Genomic DNA, 12,367 nt, shown 5'->3' on the forward strand with positions numbered 1-12,367 from the left:
AATACTAATTTATTCTTTAGTATTGGCGCTTTAATTTTACAGACTCTTGTGACCTTATAAATAGAAAACCGCCTACAGTGTAGACGGTTTACAATTTATACTTGTAGTTGCTGCGACTGAGCTGCTTGCGTCTCCGCTGTTTGTGCCAAATCTTCTAATTCGTCCTGCTGCTGTTTTTTTGACATCATTGCCTGAATCTTAGACAGCACTTGCGGAACTAAATCCAGCACCCGGTCATACACAAGATTACCTTCTACCGGCAGGAATTTCACGCCGCTAGATTGCGTACACACTAAGAATCCGACTGGTTTTACACTAACTCCAGCACCGCTCCCTCCGCCGAAGGAATTGCCAAGCTGTTCCGGCTCTTCTTCTGATTCAAAATCTCCACCCCCAGCAGCAAAACCAAAAGTTACCCTCGAAATTGGAATTATAACAGTGCCATCAGGTGTTTCTACCGGATCGCCAACGATAGTATTGACATCAACCATATCTTTTATACTTTCCATAGCTGTCTTCATTAGCCCTTGGATTGGATGCTCGGCCACCAGTTGCTGCCCCCTTACCACTTAAATTTGTCAAAATTGTTGCTGCACTTATAACTTTTCCAAGTCTTAGACTGAATATGCACTGAAAGTCGACGTAAAAACAAGCTTGCCCAAACGCAGGAGTTACCGACAGTTCTGGCGGAGCACTAAAGCAGAAACGTCGCCTTAGCACAGTTACTAACATACCTTTAACTGTCCATAAAGTTCCCGACATTAAACCAGTAATGGCAGCATCATCTGAACCATATGTTGTCTTCCAATACAGACGTTCACAATTTAGCGAATTAACTAGCCTACAAATAACCCTTCGGTATAATTTAGCATAAAATTTTACCGATTTAAAAGCATGCCACAAACGTCGCGGGTTATAAAAATACATTCTAACGATATTATTTAGAAACCGACGCTCACGTTCAATGTTTGTTTTAGTTTTAGCAGTTCCATCTGAAGTTTTTATCTCAGACGAAAGCCAAAGTGATTCATCATTTTTTATTAACTCAACAACCGGTACCTTCATACTGTAAAGCATGAACTTCTTACCGAGATAGACATTAACAACAATAAAATCATCTGATTTATCACGATGGTAACGTAAATCTATATAAATGATGAGCTTTGAAAAAACATAAAGCACTACAATCTGGGCTGCTAACGCCGCTAAGCCGTATTCCATAACTGTCTCCTTATAGCATCATTCGGATATATTTTTAACTTTAATTAAGTAAATATGTATTTTGGATTCGCTCTTAGTCACACACTAAAGTCTTAAAAAAAAACAGCCCCTAGGGCTGTTCAGTTAGTAGATCGGCTAATGGTGGCAACTCTGCCAACGATTTTAATCCAAAACATTGCAAGAAGTCTTCAGTTGTTCCATATAGTATTGGTCTGCCAATTGTTTCTTTACGGCCAAGTTCTTTTACTAAGCCACGATCAATAAGCGTAGCAAGCGGCTTATCTACTTTAACCCCGCGAATAGCTTCGATTTCCTGCTTGGTTATCGGCTGTTTAAAGGCAATAACTGCAACCGTTTCCATAGCAGCAGTCGATAGCTTAGTTTCACGAACATTGGCCAACCTTTCAATGATCTCAGCTAATTCCGGTTTAGTGCATAATTGGAATCCCCCAGCAACTTCAACAATGGTAAGACCGCGATTATTATCTGTCAAATCCTCATTCAGCTGGGCAATCAGCAGCTTAACATTGTCTTCCTCTATTTCAAGCACTTGTGCTATTTTAGCAAGCGGCAAAGGTACTCCGCTGGCAAAGAGCAAGGCTTCAACATGCCCTTTCAAATGGGAATAAAACACTATGTATACTCCTCTCTAAGCATTAGATAAATCGGTCCGAACTGCATTTGCTGCGTTATTGCGATTCGTCGTAATTTCATTAATTCAAGAATAGCTAAAAAAGATGCAATCATTTCTGAGCGCGTACCTGACCGAATAATTGTTTCGGTGAATTTCAACTGCCCGTTATGTTTTATTAGCAAAGATATAATATCATTCATCTTATCCTGAACGCTAACTTCATCATGCTCAACTAAGGCAAAGTTAACCTTCTCATCAGTCAAGAGGGATGCCAGTGCCGATATAAGGTCATGAATTGTTAGCCCGCTTGGCAATAACACCCGTTCAGTGATTTCCTGCGGTAACCTAGTGTAATAGCGTTGGCGTTGGGATCCCATACCGTCTAAAATGCTAGCAAGCTGCTTGAATTTACGATATTCCAATAATCTTTCAATTAGTTCTTGTCGTGGGTCGCTTTCTTCTTCACTATTGTCCGCTATATGTTCCGGGCGAGGTAGCAAAAGCCGTGATTTTATCTGTAGTAAACTGGCGGCCATTACTAAAAACTCACTAGCAATCTCAATATTAAACTCTTCCAATGCCTTTAGATATAACATATATTGTTCAGTAACTTTAGCTATCGGAATATCGTGAATATCTAATTCAGCTTTTTCAATAAGATGCATTAATAAGGCCATTGGCCCCTCAAAAACTTCTAGTTTAATCTTATAATCGTCCATTTTATGGTAAATTCATTACTTGGCGAACTTCTTCCATAGTTGCCGCAGCTACTTTCCGTGCTCGTTCAGCACCATACACAAGAATTTCTCTAACACGGGCCGGATTTGCCTCCAATTCGCTGCGCCGGGCATGAATATCCGATAAGGAATCTACCATTTTTTCAGCTAAGCATTTTTTACAGTCGACACAGCCGATATTAGCATTGCCGCAGTTTTTAGCCAGTTCGCCAATCTGGTCGTTATTGAATATCTTATGGAATGAATAAACTGTGCATACATTAGGATTACCGGGATCGGACTTCTTCACACGCTGTGGATCGGTAACCATCAGCCGCACCCGAGCTCTAAGCTCGTCAGGGCTTGCAGCAAACGGAATTTCATTACCGTATGATTTACTCATCTTGCGACCGTCTATCCCCGGAAGCACCGAAGCTTTGCCTAAAAAGGCCTTGGGCTCAGGAAATACCGGCTTATACATATTGTTGAACCGTCGCACAATTTCGCGTGATAACTCCAGATGAGGTATTTGATCTTCACCGACTGGCACAGTATCAGCCTTATACAATATTATGTCAGCTGTCATTAACTCTGGATAACCTAAAAATCCGTATGTATTAATATCTTTGCCTTGCGAACCTAATTGCGAAATCTTATCCTTATAGGTTGGGACTCTTTCCAACCAAGATAATGGCGTCATCATTGATAATAACAAGTGTAGTTCGGCATGCTCTTTTACATGTGACTGAATAAAAATCACGTTTTTCTCAGGATCTAAACCAGCGCTAAGCCAGTCAAGTGCCATATTATGAATGTTTTCAGTTAACTTACTGGTATCTTCAAAACTTGAAGTAAGGGCATGCCAGTCTACTATACTGAAAAAACACTCGTACTCATTTTGTAATTTGACCCAGTTTTCCAGCGCTCCTAAATAATTCCCTAAATGAAATTTACCCGAAGGTTGCATCCCGCTAAAAATCCGGCCCTTTGTCATTTAAATTCCCCCTACTATATAAAAATGTGAATTACAGTGCGAATAATAATGTCAAGCAATGAAGTAATCGGATAAATAATGGTGCCTATAATACCAAGATAGATGAGTCCGATTAGTATAAAAGTGCCATAAGGTTCTATACGATCAAATATCTCACTATACCGTGCCGGCAATAAACTGGATAAGATCTTCGAACCATCTAGCGGCGGAACAGGCACTAAGTTAAATATTGCGAAGATAAGATTATAGACATATGTCAAGCGCAGAATAGCATATACCCAGCTACTTAACATCTGCATTTCTCCCAAGATCGCCATGAGCAGTGCAACTATAAAGGCCATAAGAATATTGGATCCAGGACCAGCGAACGATACTAGTATCATACCTTTACGCCATTCACGAAAATTATTAGGATTAATCGGTACTGGCTTAGCCCACCCGAACTGCACAAGCCATAACATTAGAAGTCCAATGGGATCTAAATGCGAAATTGGATTTAAGGTTAGACGTCCCAAAAACTTTGGCGTAGGATCGCCCATCCAGACTGCTGCCCGAGCATGAGCATATTCGTGTATTGTTAATGCAATGAGTAAGGCCGGAATACGAAAAATCATATCCTGATCGAAGCCAAACATTAGTTTCCTCACGTAGTCGTATTTGTCCACTCCAAGGCAAAGGCAAAATATAACTGTTCATTATTATAACTGAAAACCGGCTTTAACGCAAAATAGAAGACCAATGCCTGGTCTTCCTTATTATTTCAAGCTCAACTATGTTTTATATTTTTTTCCTTTTGGTAAAACATCTTTATTTACCAAGTCTAGATAACTTTCGCGCTTAACAACCTCATCTGCGCTTCCGTTTTGATTCCAAGAAGCGCTTGACCATTTGCGATGGCCATTCCAAATTTAGAGTCGATCATACCGGTTTTAATATAATGATGAGTAAGAGCATCAATACCCGGTGAAACTCTTAATAATATTTTTTGTTTAACCTTTTTCTCTTGTGTTAAATTGTTAAGCAAATCGAGTTCGTAAAAATTATCAACAACAATACAACCGATCCTTGCCTCCAGAGCCAGTTCAATTTCGCTATACGTTTTATTATTGCCATGAAAGTTAATACGGTCAACAGGATAAATCAACACTAAGCGCAGAATATAGTTCGCCTCCCGAAACAACATCTAGCCCCATGTCTTCCTCCTCAATTAATTTACACACAGCCGCTGTAGAAAACACTTTACATGCATAAATCACTTCAAATTTTGGATAGTATTTTTTAAAAGAATCTACATACGCCTTACAGTTTGGCGAATTTTGTTTTCATCCATTACATACAGAGGAGTGCCAAATACTTTTACTAGCTCAGTGGCGTCGCATCCCCCGATTTCTAAATGCCCAAGAGCATTTACCTTCATTATACCTTGCATCATATTTAAATACCCCTTTCAAAAAAGCACTAGTTAACCCAAGTAACATCAGTTACGTCGGACGCGAAGCAATATATAATCCGAATATTAACCATCTAAAGAAATAGTAATCTCCTGACATTTCTATATAATTTTATTTAACTTTATTGAATTATAACGTGATCGGCCTGTTAAATGCCTACATTGTTGCTTTTATAAGCCCCGAATAAATTGTAATCAGCCTACAAAAAATAAAAGAAAAAGGAGGGGTATTATTGCAAAAATTCACTAAGAATTTAAAAGTTATAAACTGTATAATAACGGTTGCTGTTATCTCTTTTCTACTCGTCGGCTGCGGCATGATGACCCCAGCCCAAAAGCCTGATGTTGGTCCTGCTGGCAAACCTGTAGAGTCTAAACCAAATCCCCCGCTGCTTGAGAGATTTTACTCGCCACCGCCTGAGCTCTACGATCTTGAAGCAACTGCCGGTGTCTTATTTGAGGGTATCAATAAAGAAAACTGGGAACAAGCAGAGGCCGGATTTAATAATTTACAAACCATATGGGTAAATGCCAAACCGCTAGTTGGCGATAAAAAAGGTGTTAAAGAAGCAGATAAGGCCCTTCAAGAATTATCAACAGCTATTGCCGATAAGAAAATTACTAACTCTTACGAAAACCTCAACCAGTTTATGGGCAGCATTGGAGACATTGCTAAATCGTATAAACTCTCACCACTTTCAAGTATAATTGGCGTTAGCAATGCGGTAAGAAATGTTAACTTCTATGTTGAAGACAAGGATTGGCCGAAGGCAGCGTCTAAAGTTAAAGAACTGGAAGGTATCTGGGGCAATGCTAAACCTACTATGGAGCAAGTAGGTATATTAGATGAAGTAACAAGAACCCATTCTTTGATAAAACAAATGAAAGATGCCGTAAATGCCGAAAATAAAGGTGCCATTGAAGAGCATACCGCTAATATTAACGAAAGCCTTGGCTATATTCGCAACTTCTTCCGCGAAAAATAAAGATTAAATAATACAAGGGGCTATCTCATCGAGACAGCCCCTTGTATTAATTTAATCTTTATCGCCCTTATTTTTATTTTTATCTTTGCCTTTAGTAGTCTCAATTCTATCTTGGTCTTGCGGCTTTAATACTGCTGGCCGTAGCACTTTATCAGGAATTGGCAACCGGAATAAAACGTCTTTGAGCGCCGTAAAATTAAAGGGTAAGATAGGCCACAAATAGGAAACACCGAAGGATTTAGTAAAGAGCATTGCTACCAAAATTCCTCCCAAGGCTAATAAAAAGCCTGGCAGCTTGAATAGAAATACAGCAACAACTAGGATTAGGCGAAAAAATCGCATAGCCATGGCAAATTCCATACTTGGTGTAGCAAATGAGCCCACGGCTGCTACCGCTGTATAAAAAATTACCTCATTTCCGAATAGCCCCACTTGTGTAGCAAAATCCCCTAGCATAAAAGCTCCGATAAAACCAAGTGCGGTAGCTTGCGGTGAAGGAACATGAACTGTAGCCATCCTTACAATTTCTACTCCTATTTCCGCTAAGATAAACTGTATCCCTATTGGCAGAGCACCAGCCTCACGCGGTCCTAAGAAAGCAAGCGGTTCTGGCAGAAGCTGCGGCTGTAATGCGAATGCAAGCCATAGTGGCGGCAAAATTAGCGATAATAATACGGCAAACAACCTTACCATACGAAGATAAGAACCTATAACCACATTTTGTCTAAACTCTTCTGCATGTTGTACATGATGGAAGAAGGTTGTTGGTAAAATCATAATATTCGGCGACGTATCCACAATTAGACAGACATGACCTTCTAAAAGGTGAACTGCCGCAACGTCCGGTCGTTCGGTATATCGGACTTTAGGCAAAGGATTCCACTTACTGCCTTTAACTACGTATTCCTCTATAGTCCGTTCAGCCATAGGTATACCATCAATACTGATATTATTGAGCCGTTCTTTTATAGTGTCTACTAACTCAAGATTTGTAATATCTTTAATGTAACAAACTGCTATATCAGCTCGTGACCGTGAACCAACTTTAACGATTTCAAATCTGAGATTTGGATCACGTAGCCGCCGGCGTATCAATGCGGTATTAAAGACAATTGTCTCAACAAATGAATCGCGCGACCCGCGCGTTACTTTCTCGATATTTGACTCAGATGGCGACCTACTCGGATATGCCCTGGCATCAAGAACTAAGACTTGGCTTTCTCCTTCAACAAAGAATAGCATTTCACCAGACAATAAACTTGTTAGGGCATCATTCATATTGTCAATAAGTTTTACCTGCGAATGAGTTGCTCTTGAATAATACAGCTTTTGAAACAAGTTGAGTGATAACTCCTCTTGATTAAACGCTACCATCTCTTCAAAAACGTTACTAATTAAAATGTCATTGACCATGCCATTGATTGAAAATGAAGCTGCACGTTTGCGTCCGACCTTATATTCACGAAAAACGACGTCAAAGCTTTCACCGACCCCTACTAGGTCTTTTACGTAATTAATATTAACGTCGATATCTTTATCAATCTTGCGTTCTATGACCATAATTTACGCCACTCCGTTTCAAAACTTCCTCAATCGCCTTCTTTGTAATCGGTGCACCACGCCTGATATCATCTGCTTTATCCATTTTTCCGATATCCCCAACACCAATTATTACTGGTACTTCGATATCGTTTAGAACATCTACGGTATCACCAGTGATTCGTGTATCATGTCGACTTCCTTGCTTTATCTCACCATTCTTGTCAACCGAACTAGCAACGATATCGCCTGACATTGTAACACTGGCATCAACTTCAACACCGTTAATGCCGGTTGTATTAGATGCTACCGCCACAGCCCCGAGTACCTCTATATCGGGATGTGACGCCACATATTCCATGGCTCGCTCACCTAAGCCTTTGCTACTCTCACCGCGATCGTCAAACATAACTAATACCGGATCATAAGGTACTGTTTTTAATAAAGCGACAATTTCCTTACCGCTTATTGGGGTTGGATTTCCTGCCGAAGCTGATATACATCTTAACCCTAACGAGTTTCCTATCTCCTCAATAACTTGTTGGGCGACTCGGTCCCCGTCAGTTATAAGTATAACCCGCACCTTTTTCGGCAAAATTGTGTCACCTCACGATTTTTTATTACTACTTTCCCCTAGTAAATTGCTAATTTGGTTTGCAATTTTTTCACTTTCACTTATGACTTGTTTCAGTTTCTGCAAACTAGTTTCCAGTTCATTAGCAAGCTCGTATTGTGCTTTGGCCAACACTTGACTGGCTGTTTGAACAGCTAGTGCCGACGATTCATTATTTTGCTTGGAAGACTGCGATTTCGCATTAGAATTACTCTGAGACTTCTGGTTCTGATTATCTGATTTCATAAGAATTTGACTGAATAAGTTTTCCAAGTTCTTAGCAGGCTGATTTTCAGCCTGGCTATCGGAATTAGGCTGATTCTGTTCCTCTCCTTGCTGCTGTTGCTGCCCCGACTGTGGCGTTAACTGAGAGCTAGGATTGTTCATTTGCTGCTGATTTTGGCCCGCACCTTGCTGTAACTGCAGTAGTTCAAGCTGACTATTTACTTTTTGCAGCAAATCCAAAATCGCCTGATTATTGGCAGAGCTACTGCTACTGGCTTGAGCTTGTGCAAAGCCTTTTGCTAAATCGGTCACAATGTTAGCATCACAATTATTATCACTGCCATATTCTTCAAGATTCTCTGTTAAAGTGCTAGTATTTTTACCGGGTGACTTTAAATTAAGGTGATTACGCATTGTTCTTCTCGACACTTTTTTCACTCCCAACAATTACAGAAAATGCCACGAGCTAGCAATGAAAGACAATACTGCAAATCTTAGATTGAGTACAGCAAACGGGTTTCTTAACTTAGCTGCTGGGTTAAAAATATTTCTAAGCTTTTCCTGATCAATGCCTCCAGATGCAGCACAAAATACGTAATTTGCCAAAGGTCCACTAAGGGCAAACAAAACAGTCACCGACCAATCACTTTGATTAATGAATGTTGCTGAACCAAATGCTCCGGCTGATATTATAGCGTCAATTCGCCCACTTATTACAAGAGCCATTAACATACGCCCTATTTCGTGAACGAAAACAGTTATCAGCCCATAATGCGGATAGCGTATTCCAATCGCTAGTATTGTAATGCATAATCCGATTAGATCAATTGCTACCAAAGCATTTACCCCTTTGGATTAAAGATTACCGCCATTAGAAAACCAAAAACTACCGCGGCCATTATACCAGCTGCAGTTGCCTTTAATGCACCGGTGAATACCCCCATAATCCCTATTTTCGCAACTTCTTCGATAGTGCCAGATACTAATGTGTGTCCAAATCCTAATAAAGGTACGGTAGCACCTGCTCCGGCAAAGTCTACTAATGGCTGGTAAATGCCAATTCCACTTAAAATACCGCCAGAAACAACAAATAAAACTAATACATGTGCAGGCGTTAGCGGTGTTAGGTCCATTAAAAGCTGTCCTATCACACAAATTAAACCGCCAATTAAAAATGCCAATAAGTACGACTGCACGTCTTTTTCTCCTTTCGCCCTCACGATCAGGTTTGATTTTGTTATCAACATTATGTTAATGCAAAATCCAGTATATTAGCCCTATAAAAAAGGCGGTCACCATTCCATAAACTAATACAGGTCCTGCTACCACAAACATTTTAGCACCAATCCCAAATACATAACCCTCGCGCTTAAATTCCATTGCCGGAGCAACAATCGAATTTGCAAATCCTGTTATTGGTACAACCGAACCGGCACCTGCCCTACGTCCCAGTTCGTCATAGATGCCAAGTCCGGTAAAAAACGCTCCGAGAAAGACCAGGACGACTGAGCTTAACGCTGAAGCCTCTTTTCTGGCGATGCCCGCGTCCATAAAGGCATTTTGGAAGAATTGACCAAGCGTACAAATTAGTCCGCCAACTACAAAAGCCCAAACTATGTTTTTGAGTAGGGGTGGTTTCGGCGAAACCTGATTAACTTTCTCTTGATATTTCTGATGTTCGTCTTTGTTTTGTTGTCCGTAGCTTGCCATACCAACACCTCTATTGCTATTTTGACCACTGTTATATCATTTATTCATAGATTGAAAAGCCTTCATTACAAGCACAACCACGTCCAAAGTTTAGAATACCCGACTTGTTCTGAGCTTTAGCACAAGTACAAGTCGCTGGTAGATCTAAAAAGAGCGCCGAAACGGCACTCTTTTTAAAAAATTTATCTTAATGTACATGAAAAGCTATTTTAACATCTGCCTTGTATTCAGCAATACGTCCATTGTCAATATTTGCAGTAAAGTTAGTAACCTCTACACCAAGAATATCATCTAGAGTCTTGCTAGCTTCCATAACAGCACTATCTACCGCATCTGTCCAATTGTTCGGCGAAGTTCCTACTAATTCAATTACTTTTACAACCACTACTAATTCCTCCCTTTTATGATTTTTTGTTAAACTACTATCTATAATTTGTTCATTGTTATCAATATTATTCTAAAAAGGCAATATTAAATTCTAGCCGACCAGAATCACCGGCGTTAATATTAAAGACCTGTTTGGCTCTAACCGGTGATTTACGCGGAACGTCAACCTGAAAATAACACCATGTCAGTAGACTAGCCGACAAAACAAGACAAACAGTTAAAATTGCCCAAATTGCTTTTTTTCCCATATAACTCACCTCTAGCAATAGTATCTCCCTTTCAAAAAAAAACAGACCTCTTCATTATGAGGTCGTCATAAAATCTTTTAGAAACTTTAATGCCTGCTTTTCGATACGGGAAACCTGTACCTGAGATAACCCAATTAGTGATGCAATTTCTGATTGAGTCTTGTCCTGGAAAAAGCGTAGTGTAATTACCGTTCGCTCTTTAGCCGGAAGCCGCGCCAATACTTCCTTTAACGCTAAGCTGTCAAAATAAGCATTGTCCTGGCCGTCAACTGCTTTGATCTGATCAAGCAACGGAATCGCTTCGCCTCCATCATCATGAAATGCACTGTCATAGAGCGAGGCTGGCGGTTGGACTGCTTCAAGCGCCGAAACAATCTCTTGCGGTGCAAGTGCCAACTCTTTGGCAACTTCGCTTATTGTCGGTTCTCGCCCTAATGTACCGTTTAGTTTTTCCTGAGTTTTATGAACTCGATAGGCTAGTTCTTTAATCGGGCGGCTAACTTTTACCGGATTATCGTCACGAATTGCTCTGCGGATTTCGCCAATAATCATCGGAACGGCGTAAGTTGAAAACTTTACACTAAAATTTAAGTCAAATCGTTCAATAGCTTTTATTAGACCTATACATCCTATCTGAAACAGGTCATCCCATTCATAGCCGCGATTAGTGAAACGATGAACAATACTTCTTACTAAGTTAAAATTATGCTCAACAATTATTTCCTTAGCAGATTTACTGCCAGCCTGCGCTCGCTGTATTAAATCTTTTAGCTCCTCATCCCCTAGCATGGTCATCCCACCTAATGCGTCTTATTGAGCTGTACTTTTTTTATCATTCGGACTGTTGTTCCCTGGCCAACCTGTGTCTCAATAGCAAGTTCGTCCATGAAGGACTCCATAAATACGAATCCTAGCCCCATACGCTCCGGGTCGCTGGAAAAAGATGGCTGGCGAGCCTGATTAATATCCGCAATTCCCCGACCACAATCCTTTATAATATACTCAACATTATCTTCATACAAATTCATCACCAATTCAACCTGTCCACTTTCATTGCCGTAGCCATGAATAACTGAGTTAGATACTGCCTCAGAAACCGCGACCTTGATTTCTTCGATTTCATTTATTGTAAAATCAAGCTGAGCAGCGAAAACTGCAGCTGTCACCCTGGCAATGCCTACATTTTCACTAAGACTGCCAAACGTCATTCTGAAAGTATTTTTAATTGCCATGATGTCCTCCTATATACACGCTAAAGCTTCAGATTCGTTATTATAGACCTTAATTATTTTTAATAATCCGGCTAAATCAAAAATTTTAGCAACCTGTGGTTGGATATGGGCGGCTAACATTTGCCCCTGCAGAAGACTAACTCGCTTATATCGTCCTAAAATTACGCCTAAGCCTGAACTATCAATAAAATCAACACCCTCAAGATTGAGTAGTATATGTTTTGCTTCGTTATTATCGAGTGCATTATCAATAGTTTGACGAAATTCATTAGCCGAGTGCATATCGAGTTCTCCCTCAACCCGGACTATTAAAACTCCTTGTTTTAAAACAGTAATTATTTTCAATACTGTCCCCTCCCTCTAGTGCATATAATATTCTATTAAAGGAAATTTTTCCCTGCACAGACAAAAA

Annotated in this window: 21 protein-coding genes; 1 reads left to right on the forward strand and 20 read right to left on the reverse strand. The window is 40.1% G+C overall.

All coding sequences use genetic code 11. From position 1 onward, the window contains the following. Positions 1-95 precede the first annotated feature (95 nt). From ytfJ to GX348_02860, 9 genes are all read right to left on the reverse strand, one after another. Complete coding sequence (ytfJ, locus tag GX348_02820; protein NLP41119.1) at positions 96-548, reverse strand: sporulation protein YtfJ; 453 nt, start codon at positions 546-548, stop codon at positions 96-98. Continuing rightward, positions 484-1,221 carry a DUF2953 domain-containing protein gene (locus tag GX348_02825; protein NLP41120.1) on the reverse strand — a complete coding sequence of 246 codons (738 nt, stop codon included), beginning with the start codon at positions 1,219-1,221 and terminating at the stop codon, positions 484-486. The genes ytfJ and GX348_02825 overlap by 65 nt, the downstream gene beginning before the upstream one ends. Before the next feature lie 109 nt (positions 1,222-1,330). Then, positions 1,331-1,855 (reverse strand): SMC-Scp complex subunit ScpB, encoded by a 525-nt coding sequence (gene scpB, locus GX348_02830; protein ID NLP41121.1) that lies wholly within the window; start codon positions 1,853-1,855, stop codon positions 1,331-1,333. Beyond that, positions 1,855-2,574: a segregation/condensation protein A gene (locus GX348_02835; protein ID NLP41122.1), complete on the reverse strand. Its 720-nt coding sequence runs from the start codon at positions 2,572-2,574 to the stop codon at positions 1,855-1,857. Before GX348_02835 ends, scpB begins: the two co-directional genes overlap by 1 nt. A gap of 1 nt (position 2,575) precedes the next feature. After that, entirely contained in the window at positions 2,576-3,565 is a 990-nt protein-coding gene (trpS, locus tag GX348_02840) for a tryptophan--tRNA ligase (protein ID NLP41123.1), read from the reverse strand. A gap of 14 nt (positions 3,566-3,579) precedes the next feature. Then, entirely contained in the window at positions 3,580-4,200 is a 621-nt protein-coding gene (locus tag GX348_02845; protein NLP41124.1) for a site-2 protease family protein, read from the reverse strand. A 185-nt stretch (positions 4,201-4,385) separates the two neighbouring features. Then, on the reverse strand, positions 4,386-4,748 hold the full coding sequence (locus GX348_02850; protein ID NLP41125.1) for a hypothetical protein: 363 nt from the start codon (positions 4,746-4,748) through the stop codon (positions 4,386-4,388). Further along, positions 4,693-4,821: a hypothetical protein gene (locus tag GX348_02855; protein ID NLP41126.1), complete on the reverse strand. Its 129-nt coding sequence runs from the start codon at positions 4,819-4,821 to the stop codon at positions 4,693-4,695. Before GX348_02855 ends, GX348_02850 begins: the two co-directional genes overlap by 56 nt. Before the next feature lie 32 nt (positions 4,822-4,853). Continuing rightward, positions 4,854-4,997: a hypothetical protein gene (locus GX348_02860; protein ID NLP41127.1), complete on the reverse strand. Its 144-nt coding sequence runs from the start codon at positions 4,995-4,997 to the stop codon at positions 4,854-4,856. A 251-nt stretch (positions 4,998-5,248) separates the two neighbouring features. On the opposite strand from GX348_02860, the gene GX348_02865 reads away from it, so the two are divergent. Beyond that, entirely contained in the window at positions 5,249-6,001 is a 753-nt protein-coding gene (locus tag GX348_02865) for a hypothetical protein (protein NLP41128.1), read from the forward strand. Between the two features lie 51 nt (positions 6,002-6,052). Here the strand turns inward: GX348_02865 and GX348_02870 are convergent, their stop codons facing one another. The 11 genes from GX348_02870 to spoIIAA all read right to left on the reverse strand — a co-directional run bounded on the left by GX348_02870 (position 6,053) and on the right by spoIIAA (position 12,300). Beyond that, positions 6,053-7,561, reverse strand: a complete 1,509-nt coding sequence (locus GX348_02870; protein NLP41129.1) for a spore germination protein — start codon at positions 7,559-7,561, stop codon at positions 6,053-6,055. Further along, entirely contained in the window at positions 7,539-8,135 is a 597-nt protein-coding gene (locus GX348_02875) for a stage V sporulation protein AE (GenBank protein NLP41130.1), read from the reverse strand. The genes GX348_02870 and GX348_02875 overlap by 23 nt, the downstream gene beginning before the upstream one ends. A gap of 12 nt (positions 8,136-8,147) precedes the next feature. Beyond that, entirely contained in the window at positions 8,148-8,807 is a 660-nt protein-coding gene (locus GX348_02880) for a hypothetical protein (protein ID NLP41131.1), read from the reverse strand. 18 nt (positions 8,808-8,825) lie between these two features. Next, the gene (locus tag GX348_02885; GenBank protein ID NLP41132.1) at positions 8,826-9,215 is read right to left on the reverse strand and encodes a hypothetical protein; all 390 of its coding nucleotides are present in this window, start codon (positions 9,213-9,215) and stop codon (positions 8,826-8,828) included. Positions 9,216-9,220: 5 nt separating this feature from the next. Beyond that, the gene (gene spoVAE, locus GX348_02890; GenBank protein NLP41133.1) at positions 9,221-9,625 is read right to left on the reverse strand and encodes a stage V sporulation protein AE; all 405 of its coding nucleotides are present in this window, start codon (positions 9,623-9,625) and stop codon (positions 9,221-9,223) included. A gap of 4 nt (positions 9,626-9,629) precedes the next feature. Continuing rightward, a complete protein-coding gene (spoVAC, locus tag GX348_02895) occupies positions 9,630-10,088 on the reverse strand; it encodes a stage V sporulation protein AC (protein ID NLP41134.1) in 459 nt (152 codons plus the stop codon). Positions 10,089-10,275: 187 nt separating this feature from the next. Beyond that, positions 10,276-10,473, reverse strand: a complete 198-nt coding sequence (locus tag GX348_02900) for a dodecin domain-containing protein (GenBank protein NLP41135.1) — start codon at positions 10,471-10,473, stop codon at positions 10,276-10,278. A 67-nt stretch (positions 10,474-10,540) separates the two neighbouring features. Continuing rightward, positions 10,541-10,723, reverse strand: coding sequence for a hypothetical protein (locus tag GX348_02905; GenBank protein ID NLP41136.1), 183 nt, complete (start codon positions 10,721-10,723; stop codon positions 10,541-10,543). A gap of 54 nt (positions 10,724-10,777) precedes the next feature. After that, positions 10,778-11,512 (reverse strand): RNA polymerase sporulation sigma factor, SigF/SigG family, encoded by a 735-nt coding sequence (locus GX348_02910; GenBank protein ID NLP41137.1) that lies wholly within the window; start codon positions 11,510-11,512, stop codon positions 10,778-10,780. 11 nt (positions 11,513-11,523) lie between these two features. Continuing rightward, positions 11,524-11,955 carry an anti-sigma F factor gene (locus GX348_02915; protein ID NLP41138.1) on the reverse strand — a complete coding sequence of 144 codons (432 nt, stop codon included), beginning with the start codon at positions 11,953-11,955 and terminating at the stop codon, positions 11,524-11,526. A 9-nt stretch (positions 11,956-11,964) separates the two neighbouring features. Then, the gene (spoIIAA, locus tag GX348_02920; protein NLP41139.1) at positions 11,965-12,300 is read right to left on the reverse strand and encodes an anti-sigma F factor antagonist; all 336 of its coding nucleotides are present in this window, start codon (positions 12,298-12,300) and stop codon (positions 11,965-11,967) included. Positions 12,301-12,367 lie beyond the last annotated feature (67 nt).

The organism is Veillonellaceae bacterium, assembly GCA_012523975.1.
GTDB lineage: Bacteria > Bacillota > Negativicutes > JAAYSF01 > JAAYSF01 > JAAYSF01.

Excerpts from the sequence above, each read along its gene's own strand:
- GX348_02860 (NLP41127.1), bottom strand. The coding sequence starts at position 4,997 with ATGATGCAAGGTATAATGAAGGTAAATGCTCTTGGGCATTTAGAAATC.
- GX348_02915 (NLP41138.1), bottom strand. The coding sequence starts at position 11,955 with ATGGCAATTAAAAATACTTTCAGAATGACGTTTGGCAGTCTTAGTGAA.
- GX348_02905 (NLP41136.1), bottom strand. The coding sequence starts at position 10,723 with ATGGGAAAAAAAGCAATTTGGGCAATTTTAACTGTTTGTCTTGTTTTG.
- spoVAE (NLP41133.1), bottom strand. The coding sequence starts at position 9,625 with ATGTTGATAACAAAATCAAACCTGATCGTGAGGGCGAAAGGAGAAAAA.
- GX348_02910 (NLP41137.1), bottom strand. The coding sequence starts at position 11,512 with ATGCTAGGGGATGAGGAGCTAAAAGATTTAATACAGCGAGCGCAGGCT.
- GX348_02835 (NLP41122.1), bottom strand. The coding sequence starts at position 2,574 with ATGGACGATTATAAGATTAAACTAGAAGTTTTTGAGGGGCCAATGGCC.
- spoVAC (NLP41134.1), bottom strand. The coding sequence starts at position 10,088 with ATGGCAAGCTACGGACAACAAAACAAAGACGAACATCAGAAATATCAA.
- GX348_02825 (NLP41120.1), bottom strand. The coding sequence starts at position 1,221 with ATGGAATACGGCTTAGCGGCGTTAGCAGCCCAGATTGTAGTGCTTTAT.
- GX348_02845 (NLP41124.1), bottom strand. The coding sequence starts at position 4,200 with ATGTTTGGCTTCGATCAGGATATGATTTTTCGTATTCCGGCCTTACTC.
- trpS (NLP41123.1), bottom strand. The coding sequence starts at position 3,565 with ATGACAAAGGGCCGGATTTTTAGCGGGATGCAACCTTCGGGTAAATTT.
- GX348_02850 (NLP41125.1), bottom strand. The coding sequence starts at position 4,748 with ATGTTGTTTCGGGAGGCGAACTATATTCTGCGCTTAGTGTTGATTTAT.
- GX348_02870 (NLP41129.1), bottom strand. The coding sequence starts at position 7,561 with ATGGTCATAGAACGCAAGATTGATAAAGATATCGACGTTAATATTAAT.